Here is a 17,991-nt window from a genome sequence, read left to right on the forward strand (position 1 = left end):
TTATGTGGTTATAGCGGAATAACCTCCCACGAATAAGGGTTGCGAACTTGTGAAAACTCGCAACCCGACAAGAAACAAATTAATCCTCGATAACGATACCCATACTGCGGGCAGTACCTTCAACCATGCGCATTGCCGCTTCAACGTCTGCTGCGTTTAAGTCAGGCATTTTCGTTTCAGCGATTTCGCGAACCTTATCGCGCTTAACGGTTGCCACTTTATTACGGTTTGGTTCACCAGAACCAGACTCAATTCCAGCTGCTTTTTTAAGCAATACTGCAGCAGGCGGAGTTTTTGTAATAAATGTAAATGAACGGTCTTCGTAAACCGAAATTTCAACAGGAATGATTAAACCAGCTTGGTCAGCTGTACGAGCGTTAAACTCCTTACAGAATCCCATGATATTTACACCGGCTTGACCTAGTGCAGGTCCAACTGGCGGCGCTGGGTTAGCTTTTCCAGCAGGAATTTGCAATTTTACAACTTTTACTACTTTTTTAGCCACGAGACACACCTCCTTAAGTCCGTGATGTGGTAATAGGGTAAACCCTCCCACTCAAGGTTTCATTCTTTATATGAATGACGAAATATCAAGCTAGCTGCCTTGGATTAGTCCAAGACGTACCTTTGCTATATTATCATTAATATATAGCAATTTCAAGTTTTTTCACATTACAATTTGTCGATCTGGGTAAATTCCAGCTCAACCGGCGTTTCACGGCCGAACATGTTAACGAATACTTTCACTTTGCTCTTATCATAATCAATCTCTTCAATTGATCCTGTAAAGTTGGCGAAAGGTCCGTCTATGACTTTGACTGTCTCATTCAATTCAAAATCAATGTCGGTTTTCCGCTCATCCATGCCCATGCGTTTTAAGATGGTTTCCGCTTCGCCAGGAAGAAGCGGAGTCGGCTTTGAGCCTGAACCGGCTGATCCGACGAATCCGGTAACGCCCGGCGTGTTGCGGACCACATACCAGGAATCATCAGTCATGACGATTTCAACAAGCACATAACCCGGGAACACTTTCTTTTTGACTACTTTTTTCTTGCCGTTCTTAATATCAGTCTCTTCCTCTTCAGGGACGACAACGCGGAAAATTTTATCCTGCATTCCCATTGATTCCACACGTTTTTCAAGGTTCGCTTTTACTTTGTTTTCATAACCGGAATACGTATGAACAACATACCAATTCTTTTCCATTCTATCAGGACTCTGCAGTCCTTCCCTCCCCGCATTTAAAAATGAAGTGTAAAACAAAAAATAGGCTCAGAGCCTATGAATCCTTTTTTCAACACAATAAAAAACCCGCTGAACGGGTTTTGGCAAACGATATTATGATCTATTATAGCACGTATTGCTGATCATTATTCAACTATTAAACGAATTAATTGAGAAATTCCTGTATCAAGGAGGGCAAAAAAGATAACAAAAAAGATAACCGTTGAAATCACCGTGATCGTATAGCGCGTTAACTCTTTGCCTTTAGGCCAGCTAACCTTTTTCATTTCTTTCCCAACATCTTTAAAGAAACTCATCATGCGCATGTAAAAGACCTCCACAATTTAAAAAGCGAACACTATTTTGTTTCTAAATGAGCTGTATGTGAATTGCAAGTGCTGCAGTACTTCTTAACTTCTAACCGCTCAGCCGCTGATGCAGAGCTTTTCATTGTCGTATAATTACGATTTCCGCATGTTTTGCATGCCAGCGTAATCTTTTTTCTCATATCGTTACACCTTTTCCTAAACAATCATTTATCTTAATAAAATAGCACAGTCAGAAAAATTCTGTCAATATGACACAGAAACCTGCTACAGACTGATTTCTCTTATTTCCAAATACTTTTCAAGCTTGCGCTTCACGCGCTGCAGGGCATTATCGATTGATTTTACGTGTCGGTTTAAGTCATCTGAAATTTCCTGGTAACTTCTTCCGTCCAAGTACAGAACAAGCACCTTTCTCTCCAGATCGCTCAGCAGTTCTCCCATTTTCATTTCGATATCATCAAATTCTTCCTGATTAATAATCATCTCTTCAGGATTTAACGTTTTAGCGCCTGAAATGACATCAAGCAGTGTTCTGTCGGATTCTTCATCAAAAATAGGTTTGTCTAAAGAAACATAGGAATTTAAAGGAATGTGTTTCTGACGGGTAGCTGTCTTTATTGCGGTAATAATCTGGCGGGTAATGCATAATTCTGCAAAAGCTTTAAATGAAGTAAGCTTGTCCTCTCTAAAGTCTCGGATAGACTTATATAAGCCTATCATCCCTTCCTGTACAATATCTTCTCTGTCGGCCCCTATTAAAAAATAAGACCTTGCTTTCGCCCGTACAAAATTACGGTACTTCGTAATCAAGTAATCTAACGCATCACTATCCCCAACATGAACCTTTTCAATGACCTGCTCGTCCTCCAACTGGCAAAATTGCACTTTGTTGAACTTTCCCTTGCTGTTCTGTAGATTCACTGCGATCCCCCCGGCGCACGTAGATAGAAATATTATACATTAATGGGCGAAAAAGCGTCAACCTAATCCAGACCGCCTCGGCGCCACTTTTCAAACGTTTTCAAAACCTCTTCGGACAGCTCGATTTTCCCCGGTGGTTTTTCAGAAGTGATCTTTGAAACCCGCCTTTGAATCCGCCGTTCTATCGTATCCACTTCCCTCAGAAGCTCCCGGGCGGATTTGCGGAGAGCCCCTTGTCCGAAAATCGCCCACTGCTCCGTATAATCGGAGGTTGCGACATGAATCTGTGTCGCAATATTATTCAGCGCCTGGGCAAGCTTCTCGATCCGCTCATCCGCCGTCTCATTCTCCCGTGTAAAAATCACTTCGACTCTGTGATTCGTTTGTTTTTTCTCTATGCCTTTTACCAGATGTGCGTCAAACACCACAATGACTCTGATTCCCGTGTAGGACTGATATTCCGCCATCTTCTGGATCAGTACATCTCTCGCTTCTTCAAAACTGTTCGCTTTTAAATCCTTTAGCTGCGGCCAAGCTCCAATCATGTTGTATCCGTCTACTAACAGGATGTCCATCTGTCTTCATTCCCCTAAAGGATTGCGCTTCCGGTAGACTTCATACATGAGAAGGCCGGCCGCTACCGACGCATTCAGAGACGTGACTTTTCCGGCCATCGGAAGTTTAATGAGAAAATCACATTTCTCTTTCACAAGCCGGCCCATTCCTCTGCCTTCGCTTCCGATAACGAGCGCCAAAGGCATCTTGCCGTCCATAGAGCGGTAGTCTTCCCGGGCGGATGCATCCGTTCCGACGACCCAAATCCCCCGCTCCTTCATTTCATCAAGTGTCCGGGCAAGGTTGGTCACCTTCACGACGGGAATGTGTTCAATCGCACCGGTCGAAGCTTTTGCGACCGTCGACGTCAGTCCGACCGCTCTGCGTTTCGGAATCACAATGCCGTGTGCACCGACAGCGTCAGCCGTTCTCATGATGGAACCGAGATTATGAGGGTCTTCCAGCTCGTCCAATATGAGAAAGAAAGGCTGTTCGTTTCTCTCTTCCGCTCTTTTATATAATTCGTCTAATTGTGCATATTCATATGCCGCCACCTGGGCGACAACACCCTGATGCTGCCCCTCCACCATCTGATCAAGTTTTTTCCTCGGTACAAATTGAATGGTGACGCCGCGCTTTTTAGCAAGCTCCATAACTTGCTGCGCCTGTCCTTTTACTGTGTTTTCCGCCATCCATAACTTATACAGCTTGCGATCTGACTTTAACGTCTCAATCACAGCGTTTTTTCCTATGACGTAATCATGTTGCTGACTCATTTGTTTTCCTCCCTGACGTCCCGACTTGTATAGCCTCAGCAATCAGCTGATTCAGTCTTTCTTCTCTTTTCTCAAGAAAAAGGTATCCGAGTAAAGCCTCAAAAGCTGTACTATGGCGGTACGTCTGTACATCTGTGTTTTTAGGCGTCGTCCCTGATTTCGCGTTTCTGCCTCTTCTCAGCACGGCTTCCTCTTCCTCCGTGAAAAAGGATTCGTCCTGAAGGCGGAACAATATGTCTGCCTGTGATTTTGCCGATACAATCCGGCTCGCCTTCTTATGAAGGTCATTCGGTTTCGTAAAGCCCTGCTTAAGCAGGTGATGCCGGACGTATATTTCAAAAATGGCATCACCCATATAAGCGAGCGCAAGACCGTTTAACTGCTTTGAATCTTTGATTTGTTCAAATTGAAGCATCCGCTTATTCTCCCCGCTTCCAGCGAGTTCCCTGGGCCGTATCTTCAAGAATGATATTCATGCTTTTCAGCTGATCGCGAATTTGGTCTGACAAAGCAAAATCGCGATTGCGGCGGGCTTCATTTCTCTTCTCGATCAATTCTTCAATCTCTTCATCGACAAGCTCTTCTTCGCCGAGTGTAAGTCCGAGAACGGATCCGATTCTGTCAAACATGCTGATAAAGGCTTTAATGACGTGATCCGCCGTATTGTCCTCCTGCATGTAGTAGTTGGCAAGCTTCGCCAAATCAAACCAAACGGAAATCGCATTCGCCGTATTAAAATCATCATCCATCGCTTCTTCAAATGCAGCGCGGTGCTCTTCGATTTTAGCGAGCCATTCAATATCATTGTCAGTCAGATTCGTGCTGCTAATCAAACGATGGTTTAAATTACTGTATGCCGTCTTCAGGCGGTTAAACGCGTTTTTTGTTTTCTCAAGCAGCTCTTCCGAATAGTTGATCGGGTGGCGGTAATGAACGGACAGCATGAAAAATCTCAAAAGCTGCGGGTCATATTGCTTAATGATATCGTGCACCAAAACAAAGTTGCCGAGCGATTTTGACATTTTCTCATTATCGATATTGATATATCCGTTATGAAGCCAGTATTTTGCGAATGTCTTGCCTGTTAATGCTTCAGATTGCGCGATTTCGTTTTCATGGTGCGGGAATGTCAGGTCCTGACCGCCGGCGTGAATATCGATTTCGTCACCCAAATACTTTTTCACCATTGCGGAGCATTCAATATGCCAGCCCGGGCGGCCTTTTCCCCAAGGGCTATCCCATGAAATTTCTCCGTCCTTAGCAGCTTTCCAAAGCGCAAAGTCCAGCGCATCCTCTTTCTTCTCGCCGACACGGATACGCGCGCCTGATCTGAGTTCATCAATGGATTGCTGAGATAGCTTGCCGTAGCCTTCGAAGGCCCTTGTTTTGAAATAGACGTCGCCTTCTGATTCATAAGCGTAACCTTTTTTAATCAGCTCGCTGACAAATTCAATAATGGCGTCCATGTTTTCCATGACCCGGGGGTGAAGATCCGCTTTCCGGCATCCGAGGGCGCCCACGTCTTCAAAATACGCTTTAATGAACCGTTCAGAAACGGTCGGGACGTCCTCGCCGAGCTCGTTGGCCGCCTTAATCAGTTTGTCGTCAACATCGGTGAAATTCGATACGTATTGAACATCGTATCCTTTATACTCCAAATAGTTGCGTACGGTATCATACACAATCGCCGGACGGGCGTTTCCGATATGAATATAGTTGTATACAGTCGGTCCGCACACGTACATTTTTACTTTGCCTTCCTCAAGAGGAACGAATGTTTCTTTTTTCCGTGTCAATGTATTATAAAGTGTAATGGTCATTTTTGGTTGATCCTTTCTTTTTTATCTTCCAGTTCAGCCTGCAGTTCAAAAATCTGCTGCTCCAATGCTCTAAACCGGTCAGCAACCGGATCGGGCAAGTCTTGGTGATTGAGATCGCGTTTGATTTTTCTTCCGTTCTGAATGACGACTTTCCCCGGTATGCCGACAACGGTCGAAAAGTCGGGAACATCACGAAGCACAACGGAGCCGGCCCCTACTTTAGAGCCCTGCCCGACCGTAATAGAGCCGAGCACCTTCGCTCCGGTTGCAATTAAAGCATCATCTTTTATGGTCGGATGCCGCTTTCCCTTTTCTTTTCCCGTCCCACCAAGAGTGACACCTTGGAATACCGTCACGTTATTGCCGATTTCACATGTTTCCCCTATGACGACCCCCATACCGTGATCAATGAAAAACCTTCTCCCGATGGTCGCGCCGGGATGGATTTCAATTCCGGTAAAGAAACGGGCAATCTGTGATATCAGGCGCGCCAGGAAGAAAAATCTCCGTTTATATAAAGCATGTGCAATCCGATGCGCCCATATAGCATGTAAACCAGAATAAGTTAAAACAACTTCGAAATAGCTTCTTGCTGCCGGATCTTGATCGAACACTGTATCTATGTCTTCTTTTAGCATTTTAAAAAACACATGCTTCCCCCCATTCTCTCCCCGCTCCAGTCTGTTTTTCCGCCTATAAAAAAAGCGCCTCTGCATGTAAACATGACAGAGACGCTTTTACCGCGCGGTTCCACTCTGTTTGAAAAACAAGTCACTGTTTTCCCAACTTAAAAGCCGGTAACGGCGGCGGCCGCCTTTAAATACTGATTTCCGCAGAAATGTTCTTCAAAGGTCTTAAGGGCGCACTTCTAAAACATGACGCATGAATCTCTCTCAGCCGACGAAGATTCTTTCTGTAATGGTCATTGTTTTATACTCTTCCCTGTCAACAATCGTATATTTAAATGCTTTTCAGGCGTCTGACGGCTGTTTCTCTGCCGATCAGCTCAATGGCCTGCGGAAGCTCCGGACCGTGTGTCTGACCGGTAACCGCTACACGAATCGGCATGAACAGCTTTTTGCCTTTATGGCCTGTTTCTTTCTGAACAGCTTTGATTGAGGCTTTGATCAGCTCAGGCGTAAATTCTTCAAGCTCTTCAAGCTTCGCAGCAAATACGCTGAGCACTTCAGGCACCTGTTCTTCTTCCAGAACGGCTTTTGCCTCTTGATTATACTCGATCTCATCTTTAAAGAACAAATCAGTCAGCTCGACAATTTCAGCGCCGTAGCTCAATTGCTCATGGTAAAGAGAGATTAATTTACGAACCCATTCCTGTTCTTCGGCAGAAAGCTCAGTGCCGACTTTTCCTGCTTTTTGCAGGTGCGGCAGGGTCAGCTCAACCACTTGATCAAGATCCAGCGCTTTAACGTATTGGTTGTTGACCCATTTCAGTTTATGCATATCAAACAGAGCCGGTGACTTAGACAAACGATTTACATCAAAAATTTCAATGAATTGTTCTCTTGTGAAAAGCTCTTCTTCACCGACGGGAGACCAGCCGAGAAGTCCGATAAAGTTAAACAGCGCTTCAGGCAGGTAACCCAGCTCATCATACTGCTCAATAAACTGGATAATTGATTCATCACGTTTACTTAATTTTTTGCGGCTTTCGTTTACGATAAGCGTCATATGTCCGAAGACAGGAATATCCCAGCCGAATGCCTGGAAAATCATGATCTGTTTCGGTGTATTTGAAATGTGATCCTCACCGCGGAGCACGTGCGTCATTTTCATTAAGTAATCGTCAATCGCGACAGCAAAGTTATACGTCGGTGTTCCGTCTTTTTTGACGATGACAAAGTCGCCGATGCCGTCTGATTCAAAAGAAATCTCGCCTTTTACGATATCGTTAAATGCGATGATTTTCCCTTCCGGCACGCGGAAACGGATGCTCGGCTGTCTGCCTTCGGCTAAAAACTGCTCCTGCTCTTCCTGAGTCAGGTTTCTGTGTTTGCCGGAATAGCGCGGCATTTCCCCGCGGGCGATTTGCTCTTCACGTTCTTTCTCAAGTTCTTCTTCCGTACAGAAACATTTATAAGCAAGCCCTTTTTCAAGAAGCTCTTCATAGTACTCTTTGTAAATGTCGTTACGCTCAGACTGGCGGTACGGGCCGTATTCTCCGCCGACATCCACACTTTCATCCCAGTCCATGCCGAGCCATTTCAAATAGTTGAGCTGGCTTTGCTCTCCGCCTTCAATATTTCGCTTTTTGTCCGTATCCTCAATCCGGATAATAAACTTTCCGCCTTGGCTGCGGGCAAATAAATAGTTAAAAAGCGCCGTTCTGGCGTTACCGATATGCAAATGTCCGGTCGGACTCGGTGCATAACGAACGCGTACTTCATTTCCCATGTTCAAATACTTCCTTTCATCTCGTCTGTAGCCTCTAGCCGAATATATGTATCTATTCTACCACCAAATAGACCCGGCATCAAAACAATGATCAGGCTTTTTGGATCAGAACGGTTGCCTGAGCGGCAATTCCTTCGGCTCTTCCGGTAAACCCGAGCTTTTCGGTCGTCGTCGCTTTTACGTTTACTTGAGAGACGTCCGCCTCAAGGCCTTCAGCTATCCGTTTTCTCATAGCATCAATATGCGGCGCCATTTTCGGCTTTTGCGCAATAATCGTGCAGTCTATATTTCCGAGTACGTACCCTTTTTCTTTTACAATGTTCCAGACATGCTGAAGCAGCTTAAAAGAATCCGCATCCTTGAATTCCGGATCAGTATCCGGGAAATGTTTGCCGATATCTCCTTCACCTGCCGCTCCGAGACACGCGTCTGCGACTGTATGCAGCAATACATCAGCATCTGAATGTCCGAGCAGCCCCTTTTCATAAGGAATTTCAATTCCGCCGATGATGAGCGGACGGCCTTCCGTTAATTGATGCACATCAAATCCTTGTCCGATTCTAAACATTATGATTCCCACTTTCCGCTTTCATGATTGCTTCCGCAAATATCAGGTCATCCGGCGTTGTCAGCTTAATATTGGTATAGCTGCCTTCAACGATACTCACCTGATATCCATCAAGACGCTCGACGAGGCTGGCGTCATCCGTACCTAAGAAGCCTTTGTTTTCCGCTTCCATATGCGCCGTCTTCAATAAAGAAAGACGAAAAGCTTGCGGCGTTTGAACGGCCCACAAGCTTGAACGGTCAAAGGTCTCCGCAACCCGGGAGCCTTCCGCCCGTTTTATCGTGTCTTTCACAGGAACAGCCAGGACAGCCGCTCCTGCCTTCTCTGCTGTTTCAACGAGCTTATCGATATGCTGATGTGTGACAAACGGGCGCGCTCCGTCATGAACAAGGACGACCGATTCCTTATCAATCACTTTCAGTCCTTCGTATACACTGTGCTGACGCTCCGCACCTCCGGTAACAAGCTCAATTTCCGTCTGAATCGGACATTGGGCCAGCAGCTGGCGAAAATCTTCCCGTTCACTCTCGTTTATCACCAGGATTATTTTCTGACAGGGTGCGTGGCTTTCAAAAACCCGCAGTGTGTGTATAATAACAGGCGCACCTTTTAAGCTGATGAACAGCTTATTTTTCCCGGCCTTCATCCTTTTTCCTTGTCCGGCAGCCGGAATAACGACAACATACTCCATATGAACTCCCTCTTAAAGAGCTTTCTCAAGCAGCTTGGGCTTGGCAAAAATCATTCGTCCCGCCGCTGTCTGCAGTACGCTGGTTACGAGCACATCAATATGTTTCCCTATATAATTGCGGCCTTCTTCCACAACAATCATCGTGCCGTCATCCAAGTAAGCCACACCTTGATTATGCTCTTTCCCGTCCTTAATCACCTGCACATTCATCTCTTCGCCCGGAAGCACAACCGGCTTCACCGCGTTTGCAAGGTCATTAATATTCAGTACTGCAACCTTTTGAAGCTCGCATACTTTATTTAAATTAAAATCATTCGTCACAACGACGCCGGAAGTCAGCTTCGCAAGTTTGACAAGCTTGCTGTCAACCTCCTGAATGTCTTCGAAGTCGCCTTCATAAATTTCAACCGTAATATCCAGTTCCTTTTGAATGCGATTCAAGATATCCAGTCCGCGGCGTCCTCTGTTACGTTTTAAAACATCTGAAGAATCAGCGATATGCTGTAATTCCTCCAGCACAAATTGAGGAATGACAATGACGCCTTCTAAAAAGCCCGTCTGACAAATATCTGCAATTCTCCCATCAATAATAACACTTGTATCCAAGATTTTCAGCCTTTTATCCTGTTCTTCCTGCTCCTCATCAGCACTTCCCTTTTTCTTCTGCATTCTTGCAGAAATGGAGAAAAGACTGATCAGTTCATCCTTTTTCTTAAATCCGACTTGGAAGCCCAGATAACCGAGAAAGAAAGCCAGAAAGACCGGAATGATGGTGCTGAATATACGGTACGGAATATTGTCCAGCGGAATCACGTTTACAATGAGATATGCGATGATAAGTCCAAAAACCAATCCGAGACTCCCGAATAACAGATCCGGCACCGGAGCTCTCAGCAAAGAATCTTCAATCCATTTTACCCAATTAATCACATATTCTGTCGTCCATATACTGATGAGAAAAAAGATAATAGCACCAATTGCAGCAGACGTATATGCGTTTGTTATTAAAGGTATGTCCTGTATATTTGACAGCACAAACAATTCAGGTATTAAAAAGATACCGACAACGCCGCCCACAATAATGAAGAACGCCTGAACTATTCGTTTTAACATACCTCCACCTCCTTTTAAGTAGCATTTTTTCAGCAGACTGTCAGAGCCTACAAATTCAGAATAAACAAAAACTAACAATAATATACCCGGATTCCGACAGGTTTAAGCGATACTTAAAGCTGTCTATCTATATAGTGTTTTTCCTGAAGGCGTTTTAAGCCTTTTTTGATTTTTTGGGCGCGCACTTCGCCGATACCCTCGACATCATCAAGCTCTTCTACAGTGGCTTCCGTTATGCTTGGCAAAAATCCGAACGCCTCAACCACATTTTCAACAATCGGCATCGGCAGACGCGGAATTTTGTTCAGCAGCCTGTATCCTCTCGGGAGCACATAATCATCAAGATTCGTAGAAGCCGGATATCCAAGCAGTTTAAACAGAATGGAATCATCAAGCAGATCATAGCTGGACATATCCTGAAGCTCTTTTAACAGCACGAACGGATCTTTGATTTTTTCTTTGACATAGTCTTTGATGAAAAGTGCCGCCTCTTCTTCCATGTCCGTAATCAGTTCAATCACCTGCAGACGGATTAAGTGTCCTTCCGTTCCGAGTTCTTTAATATACATATTGATTTCATTTTTTATTCGAAGCACCATTTCATACCGATGCATGACAGACAGCACGTCACTGAATGTCACAAGCTCCTCAAACTCTAATGCGTTTAAAGCCGTAATCGTTTTGTCTAAAATGGTTTTATACTTCTCTAGCGTTTGAATGGCCTGATTTGCCTTTGTTAAAATAAAACCTATGTCCTTTAGTGTGTACTTCATGCTGTCCTGATATAACGTAATGACATTTCTGCGCTCAGAAATGGCGATGACGAGACAGCCGGTCTGCTTCGCCACCCGTTCCGCCGTACGGTGCCTCATTCCCGTTTCTGAAGAAGAAATGGTCGCCTCCGGCATAAGCTGCGTATTCGCATAAAGAATTTTCTGGCCGGAATCACTTAAAATAATGGCACCGTCCATTTTGGCCAGCTCGTATAAGTGAGCGGGCGCAAATGATGTATTAATATGAAAACCGCCATCCACGACTTGCTTTACCTTATCATTGTATCCGACAACAATCAGGCCGCCTGTATTTGCCCGAAGTACATTCTCTATCCCGGCTCTGAGCGGGGTGCCCGGTGCAACGAACTGCAGAATTGCAGACAGGTCAAGCTCTTGTTTCGCCCCTTTTTTCTCTTTTTCCATCTATTATGATCCTCCTAATGAAGTACGAAGCGCTTCAGCAACATTTGCTACTCCGACAACCTCAATCCCTTTTGGTATTGTCCACCCGTCTGCATTCGCCTCAGGTATGATCATGCGCTTGAAGCCGAGTTTCGCCGCTTCTTTTACGCGCTGTTCGATTCTTGACACCCTGCGGACTTCTCCTGTCAGTCCCACTTCACCGATAAAGCAATCTGCGGGATTCGGCGGTGTATCTCTGAAGCTTGAGGCAATGCTGACGGCTACTGCCAAATCAATCGCCGGTTCATCCAGTTTGACCCCGCCGGCGACTTTTAAATATGCATCTTGATTTTGAAGCAAAAGACCCACCCGCTTCTCAAGCACAGCCATAATTAACGATACCCTGTTGTGGTCAATGCCTGTAGCCATGCGGCGCGGGTTTCCAAAACTGGTCGGTGATATGAGCGCCTGGATTTCAACCAGAATCGGTCTCGTTCCTTCCATTGATGCAACGATACTCGAACCCGATGCCCCGGCAGAACGCTCTTCCAAGAAAATTTCAGAAGGGTTGAGCACTTCCGTAAGCCCCTCTTCCCGCATTTCAAAGATGCCCATTTCATTTGTTGAGCCGAACCGGTTTTTTACAGCCCGCAAAATACGGAATGTATGGTGCCGCTCTCCTTCAAAGTATAGAACGGTATCGACCATGTGCTCAAGCAATCTCGGCCCTGCGATCGATCCTTCTTTTGTGACGTGTCCGACGATAAAAATAGGTATGCCGTTTGTTTTCGCGATTTTCATCAATTCGGCCGTACACTCTCTTACTTGTGATACACTGCCGGGAGCCGAGGTGATATCACTTTGGTAAACGGTCTGAATGGAGTCTACGACAACAAATGCGGGTTTCATCTCTTGTATAGCAGACGAAATATACTCCATATCGGTTTCAGATAAAACATGTAACATTTGGCTGTTGATTCCAAGTCTGTCGGCGCGCAGCTTCGTTTGCTTCACGGATTCCTCCCCTGAAATGTAAAGCACGCTGCCGGCCGTATCTGCTAATTGTGCGGATACTTGGAGAAGGAGCGTTGATTTTCCGATCCCGGGATCGCCGCCGATCAATACTAACGAGCCTTTCACAACGCCGCCGCCAAGCACTCTGTTGAATTCTTCGAGCTTTGTGTGAACGCGGGGTTCTTCTGATGTTTCAATTGATGTAATGGGTGATGGTTTCTGGACGGTTTGAACGGAGTGGGAGAAAGCCGCCCGCCGATTCGCCGGCGCTTTTTTTATGGTTTCTTCCACCATTGTATTCCAAGCCCCGCAGCCCGGGCACTTTCCCATCCATTTTGCGGATTCATAACCGCATGAGTGGCAGATGAATTTTGTTTTTGATTTAGCCATATATGTTGTAAGACCTCTTCCTTATCAAATATTTCTCTATATAACAAAGTGAGGCATACACTCGCTTACGTATGCCTCATGTTTGTCACTATATTAGTTCGTTTTAGCAGTTGTTTTTACGACAAATTCGCCGTCCTCAACATCAAGAACAATGTGCTGGCCTTTATCAATATTGCCTCTGAGGAGTTCTTCTGATAACCGGTCCTCCACATGCTTTTGAATCGCTCTTCTTAACGGACGTGCGCCGTATTCCAAATCGACGCCCTCTTCTGCTACTTTTGCTTTTGCAGCATCCGTCAGCTCGATAGAAAGATCTTGTTCTTTCAGACGTTTTGTTAACTGATCAGACATAAGCGACACGATGTCTGTAAGATGTTTTTTCTCAAGGGAGTGGAAGACGATAATTTCGTCAATCCGGTTGATAAACTCAGGTCTGAAGGCACGCTTCAGCTCTCCCATGACTTTGTCTTTCATATCTTTATGGTTTTGTGATTCATCCTGGACATTGAAGCCCACATATTTGTTGCGCTTCAGCTCGCTCGCCCCGACGTTTGACGTCATAATCAGGATCGTGTTGCGGAAATCCACAGTGCGTCCTTTTGAATCAGTCAAGCGTCCGTCTTCAAGCACTTGCAGGAGAATGTTAAACACATCAGGGTGCGCTTTTTCAATTTCATCAAGCAATACGACAGAGTAAGGTTTTCTTCTCACTTTTTCTGTCAGCTGGCCGCCTTCATCATAGCCGACATATCCGGGAGGAGAACCGACAAGGCGTGAAGTCGAGTGTTTCTCCATGTATTCGGACATATCCACTCTGATCATCGCTTCCTCATCACCGAAAATGGATTCCGCCAGCGCTCTTGCCAGCTCTGTCTTCCCAACGCCTGTAGGGCCTAAGAAGATGAATGAACCAATCGGACGTTTCGGGTCCTTCAGTCCGGCTCTTGCACGTCTGACAGCTTTTGCAACGGCTACAACGGCTTCATCCTGGCCGATGACGCGGGAATGCAGAATGCTTTCCATATTGAGAAGCTTATCTGTTTCCGTTTGGGCAATTTTAGATACGGGCACCCCGGTCCAGCTGGATACAACCATCGCGATATCCTCTACAGAAACTTCGGAATTCTCCTGGCCTTGTTTTTCTTTCCACGTTTTTTTCGTGTCTTCCACCTGTTCTCTCAGGCGCTGCTCCGTATCACGAAGAGAAGCCGCTTTTTCAAACTCCTGGCTCTGAACGGCAGCGTCTTTTTCCTTGCGAACTTCATCGAGTTTCTGCTCAAGCTCTTTTAAGTTCGGAGGCGTTGTGAAAGAACGGAGACGCACTTTTGAACCGGCTTCATCAATTAAATCGATCGCTTTATCCGGAAGGAAGCGGTCAGAAATATAACGGTCGGACAATTTAACCGCCGCTTCGATCGCTTCATCGGTAATGGATACGCGGTGATGGGCTTCATACCGGTCACGGAGCCCTTTTAAAATTTGAATGCTTTCATCGGCTGACGGCTGATCCACCTGAATCGGCTGGAAACGGCGCTCGAGAGCCGCGTCTTTTTCGATATATTTACGGTATTCATCAAGCGTTGTGGCACCGATGCATTGAAGCTCTCCGCGGGCCAGTGAAGGTTTTAAGATATTCGATGCGTCAATCGCACCTTCTGCTCCCCCTGCTCCGATCAGTGTATGCAGTTCGTCAATGAATAAAATAATATTGCCGGCCTGACGTATTTCATCCATTACTTTTTTCAAGCGGTCTTCAAATTCTCCGCGGTATTTCGTACCGGCTACAACCGTACCCATGTCTAATGTCATTACGCGTTTATCACGTAATATTTCCGGCACTTCATTATTGATGATCTGCTGTGCAAGGCCTTCAGCAATCGCAGTTTTACCTACACCCGGTTCTCCGATAAGAACGGGATTATTTTTCGTTCTGCGGCTTAATACCTCAATAACACGCTGAATTTCTTTGCTTCGCCCGATAACCGGATCAAGACTGTCTTCCTTCGCAATCGCAGTTAAATCACGCGCCAGACTGTCAAGCGTCGGCGTGTTTGCATTGCTGTTGGTACCGGATGCAGAAGATCCCGTCTCATTGCTTCCCAGAAGCTGCAGCACTTGCTGTCTCGCTTTATTCAAGCTGACACCTAGATTATTCAGAACCCTCGCCGCCACGCCTTCTCCTTCACGAATCAATCCGAGAAGTATGTGTTCTGTTCCCACATAAGAATGTCCTAGCTTTCTGGCTTCATCCATGCTGAGCTCAATGACTTTTTTTGCTCTTGGCGTATAATGAATCGTTTGAGACATTTCCTGTCCCCGTCCGATTAAGCTCTCCACTTCTTTCTGAATTTTATCCGAACCGAGTCCGAGTGCTTGGAGTGCTTTAGCCGCAATCCCTTCTCCTTCACGAACCAGACCTAATAAGATATGTTCAGTTCCAATATTGTTATGGCCTAAGCGCAGTGCTTCCTCCTGTGCCAGTGCCAATACCTTTTGAGCTCGCTCTGTAAACCTTCCAAACATCATATCGAATCATCCTCCTGTCTATTTGCACTCATTTCTAAATGCAGCCTTTCCCTGATAAGCGCCGCTCTTCTCGCGTCTCTTTCGTTCGGCCGTAATGCACCGCCCGAATATTGCTGGAGAAAACCCGGCTGTGTCAAAATCATCAGTTCATTAAGTATATTGCTTGATAGCCCTTTAATGATCCCCAGGTCTATCCCCAGCCGAACGTCAGAAAGGCATTTCGCCGTTTCCTTTGATTCAATCATACGGCAGTTGGATAAAACGCCGTAAGATCTGAATACCCGGTCCTCCAATTCAATTTTCGAAGTTTGGTAAAGCGCTTCTCGGGCTGAACGTTCCTGCTCAATCAGCTGGGCAGCCACACTGTTTAAATCATCTACAATGTCCTGTTCTGATTTTCCGAGTGTGATTTGATTTGAAATTTGAAAGATATTTCCTAATGCTTCGCTGCCTTCACCGTAAATTCCTCTAACAACTAAGCCTAATTGGTTAATTGCCGGTATAATTCGATTCATTTGCCTAGTTAATACAAGACCCGGCAAATGCATCATGACTGAAGCCCTTAGTCCCGTCCCTACATTTGTAGGACAGCTTGTTAAGTACCCTCTCTTCTCTCCAAAGGCGTAATCCACTTTCTCCTCAATCCAGTCATCAACCTGGTTTGCCGCTTTTATGGCGTTGAGAAGCTGGAAGCCGGGGAAGAGGCATTGAATTCTGATATGATCTTCTTCATTTAACATAATGCTGACTTCTTCATTTTCAGAAAGCAGACAGCCGCCAAAAGGAGATTCCGTTAAATTCGGGCTGATCAGATGTTTCTCCATCAGCACCCGTTTTTCCAAAGGCTGAGCTTCACTCATTCTGATTAAATGAAATTGACCGATATCAGGCAGTTCCTTACCTGAAAAATGATCTTCGAATTGCTGAATGATGGATGAGGCTTCTTCATTCGTATACCGGGCGGGAAACTTTATATTTTCAAAGTTTCGGGCCAACCGTATACGGCTGCTGAGTACAATGTCACTTTCAGGTCCCTTTTGCTTCATCCAATTGCTTAGTGCGTCCTGAATAAAATGCTTGAGCGACATTACCCTTGTTCCCCCTCACTGTCTGTACTTTTTAATTCTTGCTCTAACGATCGGATCTGATCCCTGACCTCCGCTGCTCTTTCAAACTCCTCGTGGTGTATTAAAGATTCAAGTTCTTTTTTTAACATTTCCATTTGCCGTCTTACATGCAGGTTTCCGCCTATTCGTTTTGGAATTTTCCCGGCATGCACCGTATTCCCGCTGTGAACTTTTCGCAAGATCGGCGTAATTTGGCTGTAGAACGTATCGTAACATTCCGCACAGCCGAAACGCCCTGTTTTTCTCAGCTGCTGAAACGTCATACCGCATTTCTTACAAGCTGTGCCTTGCTCTGAGTAGCCGAACATTTGAGAACCGGTGTTTTGAAATGAGGACTCCATATTCAGCAGCCCTGATAATAAATTATGAATCGAGAACCCTTGGTTTCCACTTATACTGTATGAATCGCTATTTTCTTTTGCACATTGTTCACAAATATGAACTTCTTGCTTTTCTCCATTAACAACTTTCGTAAAGTGAAAAGTGGCCGGTCTCTCATTGCATTCTTGACAAATCAATCTTTTCACCCGCTTACTTTAGTTTTAAAGATGTGAGCATTGCTTTCATCATTCTGGCTCTTAGTTCATCCCGTTCGGGCAAATCAATATATAGAACTGAACGATCCATTACACTCACCATCATTTTAGCTTCTCTTTCCGAAATAACTCCGTCCTCTAACAGTCTGAGAATAATGTCATCAGAGGCTGCCTGGGACAAGTGGGTATGGATCTGCGAAATAATATTATTGATGAGGACGACTTCGTTATTCATTTTAATTTTGATAATACGAATATAACCGCCGCCTCCCCGTTTACTTTCAACAATATATCCTCTTTCACTTGTAAATCTGGTGTTGATGACATAATTTATTTGGGAAGGAACACATTGAAATTTATCAGCGATTTCACTGCGTTTGATCTCTAAAATTTCTTTGCCATTTTGATCTAATACTTGTTTCAAGTACTGTTCAATGATGTCAGAAATATTATGTCCCACTCAACCCCCTCCTTTATTGACTTTGACTATATTTGACTTTAATCTTACTATAAGGTGTTTCGCAAAATTTTTCAACTGTATCGCTCTATCTCTATTATTTCCACTTTGCACAAGCATAAAACCTGCTTTTGCAAAAAGGCATATCGTTACGTTTCTCATATTATATAACGTATGCAGAAAAACACAAAAAAGGCAGCTCATGATGAGCTGCCTTTACCGAAATGATAGCTTGGCGGCGTCCTACTCTCACAGGGGGAAACCCCCGACTACCATCGGCGCTGAAGAGCTTAACTTCCGTGTTCGGCATGGGAACGGGTGTGACCTCTTCGCTATCGCCACCAAACCATTGAGAGT

The 17,991-nt window shown here is 45.1% G+C and carries 20 protein-coding genes, 1 rRNA gene and 1 other annotated feature; all 21 genes read right to left on the minus strand.

Features of this window, described 5'->3' with window-relative positions; translation table 11 throughout:
* Positions 1-79 precede the first annotated feature (79 nt).
* Positions 80-505: a 50S ribosomal protein L11 gene (rplK, locus tag OWN49_RS18495; RefSeq protein WP_003156430.1), complete on the minus strand. Its 426-nt coding sequence runs from the start codon at positions 503-505 to the stop codon at positions 80-82.
* Positions 506-672: 167 nt separating this feature from the next.
* Entirely contained in the window at positions 673-1,206 is a 534-nt protein-coding gene (nusG, locus tag OWN49_RS18500) for a transcription termination/antitermination protein NusG (protein ID WP_003156423.1), read from the minus strand.
* A gap of 164 nt (positions 1,207-1,370) precedes the next feature.
* A complete protein-coding gene (gene secE / locus OWN49_RS18505; RefSeq protein ID WP_003156422.1) occupies positions 1,371-1,550 on the minus strand; it encodes a preprotein translocase subunit SecE in 180 nt (59 codons plus the stop codon).
* 32 nt (positions 1,551-1,582) lie between these two features.
* A complete protein-coding gene (gene rpmG / locus OWN49_RS18510; RefSeq protein ID WP_003156421.1) occupies positions 1,583-1,732 on the minus strand; it encodes a 50S ribosomal protein L33 in 150 nt (49 codons plus the stop codon).
* A gap of 85 nt (positions 1,733-1,817) precedes the next feature.
* The gene (gene sigH / locus OWN49_RS18515; RefSeq protein WP_003156415.1) at positions 1,818-2,474 is read right to left on the minus strand and encodes an RNA polymerase sporulation sigma factor SigH; all 657 of its coding nucleotides are present in this window, start codon (positions 2,472-2,474) and stop codon (positions 1,818-1,820) included.
* Positions 2,475-2,536: 62 nt separating this feature from the next.
* Complete coding sequence (rae1, locus tag OWN49_RS18520) at positions 2,537-3,049, minus strand: ribosome-dependent mRNA decay endonuclease Rae1/YacP (protein WP_003156414.1); 513 nt, start codon at positions 3,047-3,049, stop codon at positions 2,537-2,539.
* Between the two features lie 6 nt (positions 3,050-3,055).
* Positions 3,056-3,805, minus strand: coding sequence for a 23S rRNA (guanosine(2251)-2'-O)-methyltransferase RlmB (rlmB, locus tag OWN49_RS18525; protein WP_003156413.1), 750 nt, complete (start codon positions 3,803-3,805; stop codon positions 3,056-3,058).
* The gene (locus tag OWN49_RS18530; protein WP_003156412.1) at positions 3,789-4,220 is read right to left on the minus strand and encodes a Mini-ribonuclease 3; all 432 of its coding nucleotides are present in this window, start codon (positions 4,218-4,220) and stop codon (positions 3,789-3,791) included. The genes rlmB and OWN49_RS18530 overlap by 17 nt, the downstream gene beginning before the upstream one ends.
* Before the next feature lie 4 nt (positions 4,221-4,224).
* Entirely contained in the window at positions 4,225-5,625 is a 1,401-nt protein-coding gene (cysS, locus tag OWN49_RS18535) for a cysteine--tRNA ligase (protein ID WP_077721696.1), read from the minus strand.
* Entirely contained in the window at positions 5,622-6,275 is a 654-nt protein-coding gene (gene cysE / locus OWN49_RS18540) for a serine O-acetyltransferase (protein ID WP_003156410.1), read from the minus strand. The genes cysS and cysE overlap by 4 nt, the downstream gene beginning before the upstream one ends.
* 74 nt (positions 6,276-6,349) lie before the next feature.
* Positions 6,350-6,583 (minus strand) — a binding site (T-box leader).
* Between the two features lie 2 nt (positions 6,584-6,585).
* A complete protein-coding gene (gene gltX / locus OWN49_RS18545) occupies positions 6,586-8,037 on the minus strand; it encodes a glutamate--tRNA ligase (RefSeq protein ID WP_015388783.1) in 1,452 nt (483 codons plus the stop codon).
* Positions 8,038-8,128: 91 nt separating this feature from the next.
* On the minus strand, positions 8,129-8,605 hold the full coding sequence (gene ispF / locus OWN49_RS18550) for a 2-C-methyl-D-erythritol 2,4-cyclodiphosphate synthase (protein WP_003156407.1): 477 nt from the start codon (positions 8,603-8,605) through the stop codon (positions 8,129-8,131).
* Positions 8,598-9,296: a 2-C-methyl-D-erythritol 4-phosphate cytidylyltransferase gene (gene ispD / locus OWN49_RS18555; protein WP_071392202.1), complete on the minus strand. Its 699-nt coding sequence runs from the start codon at positions 9,294-9,296 to the stop codon at positions 8,598-8,600. The genes ispF and ispD overlap by 8 nt, the downstream gene beginning before the upstream one ends.
* A gap of 12 nt (positions 9,297-9,308) precedes the next feature.
* Positions 9,309-10,409, minus strand: coding sequence for a PIN/TRAM domain-containing protein (locus OWN49_RS18560; RefSeq protein ID WP_003156403.1), 1,101 nt, complete (start codon positions 10,407-10,409; stop codon positions 9,309-9,311).
* 113 nt (positions 10,410-10,522) lie between these two features.
* A complete protein-coding gene (gene disA, locus OWN49_RS18565) occupies positions 10,523-11,605 on the minus strand; it encodes a DNA integrity scanning diadenylate cyclase DisA (protein ID WP_003156401.1) in 1,083 nt (360 codons plus the stop codon).
* 3 nt (positions 11,606-11,608) lie between these two features.
* On the minus strand, positions 11,609-12,988 hold the full coding sequence (gene radA, locus OWN49_RS18570; RefSeq protein WP_014416742.1) for a DNA repair protein RadA: 1,380 nt from the start codon (positions 12,986-12,988) through the stop codon (positions 11,609-11,611).
* A 93-nt stretch (positions 12,989-13,081) separates the two neighbouring features.
* Positions 13,082-15,514, minus strand: coding sequence for an ATP-dependent protease ATP-binding subunit ClpC (clpC, locus tag OWN49_RS18575; RefSeq protein ID WP_007410388.1), 2,433 nt, complete (start codon positions 15,512-15,514; stop codon positions 13,082-13,084).
* Positions 15,511-16,602 (minus strand): protein arginine kinase, encoded by a 1,092-nt coding sequence (locus OWN49_RS18580; protein ID WP_003156398.1) that lies wholly within the window; start codon positions 16,600-16,602, stop codon positions 15,511-15,513. The genes clpC and OWN49_RS18580 overlap by 4 nt, the downstream gene beginning before the upstream one ends.
* Positions 16,602-17,159 (minus strand): UvrB/UvrC motif-containing protein, encoded by a 558-nt coding sequence (locus tag OWN49_RS18585; RefSeq protein WP_003156397.1) that lies wholly within the window; start codon positions 17,157-17,159, stop codon positions 16,602-16,604. Before OWN49_RS18585 ends, OWN49_RS18580 begins: the two co-directional genes overlap by 1 nt.
* A 13-nt stretch (positions 17,160-17,172) precedes the next feature.
* Positions 17,173-17,637 (minus strand): transcriptional regulator CtsR, encoded by a 465-nt coding sequence (gene ctsR / locus OWN49_RS18590; protein ID WP_003156396.1) that lies wholly within the window; start codon positions 17,635-17,637, stop codon positions 17,173-17,175.
* Between the two features lie 227 nt (positions 17,638-17,864).
* Positions 17,865-17,980, minus strand: a 5S ribosomal RNA gene (gene rrf / locus OWN49_RS18595).
* Positions 17,981-17,991: the final 11 nt, after the last annotated feature.

It is taken from the genome of Bacillus sp. NEAU-242-2, from assembly GCF_027853835.1.
Taxonomy (GTDB): Bacteria; Bacillota; Bacilli; order Bacillales; family Bacillaceae; genus Bacillus; species Bacillus velezensis.

Coding starts and splice junctions, on each gene's coding strand:
- nusG (WP_003156423.1), bottom strand. CDS start 1,206: ATGGAAAAGAATTGGTATGTTGTTCATACGTATTCCGGTTATGAAAAC.
- secE (WP_003156422.1), bottom strand. CDS start 1,550: ATGCGCATGATGAGTTTCTTTAAAGATGTTGGGAAAGAAATGAAAAAG.
- rpmG (WP_003156421.1), bottom strand. CDS start 1,732: ATGAGAAAAAAGATTACGCTGGCATGCAAAACATGCGGAAATCGTAAT.
- rae1 (WP_003156414.1), bottom strand. CDS start 3,049: ATGGACATCCTGTTAGTAGACGGATACAACATGATTGGAGCTTGGCCG.
- rlmB (WP_003156413.1), bottom strand. CDS start 3,805: ATGAGTCAGCAACATGATTACGTCATAGGAAAAAACGCTGTGATTGAG.
- OWN49_RS18530 (WP_003156412.1), bottom strand. CDS start 4,220: ATGCTTCAATTTGAACAAATCAAAGATTCAAAGCAGTTAAACGGTCTT.
- cysS (WP_077721696.1), bottom strand. CDS start 5,625: ATGACCATTACACTTTATAATACATTGACACGGAAAAAAGAAACATTC.
- gltX (WP_015388783.1), bottom strand. CDS start 8,037: ATGGGAAATGAAGTACGCGTTCGTTATGCACCGAGTCCGACCGGACAT.
- ispF (WP_003156407.1), bottom strand. CDS start 8,605: ATGTTTAGAATCGGACAAGGATTTGATGTGCATCAATTAACGGAAGGC.
- ispD (WP_071392202.1), bottom strand. CDS start 9,296: ATGGAGTATGTTGTCGTTATTCCGGCTGCCGGACAAGGAAAAAGGATG.
- OWN49_RS18560 (WP_003156403.1), bottom strand. CDS start 10,409: ATGTTAAAACGAATAGTTCAGGCGTTCTTCATTATTGTGGGCGGCGTT.
- disA (WP_003156401.1), bottom strand. CDS start 11,605: ATGGAAAAAGAGAAAAAAGGGGCGAAACAAGAGCTTGACCTGTCTGCA.
- radA (WP_014416742.1), bottom strand. CDS start 12,988: ATGGCTAAATCAAAAACAAAATTCATCTGCCACTCATGCGGTTATGAA.
- clpC (WP_007410388.1), bottom strand. CDS start 15,514: ATGATGTTTGGAAGGTTTACAGAGCGAGCTCAAAAGGTATTGGCACTG.
- OWN49_RS18580 (WP_003156398.1), bottom strand. CDS start 16,602: ATGTCGCTCAAGCATTTTATTCAGGACGCACTAAGCAATTGGATGAAG.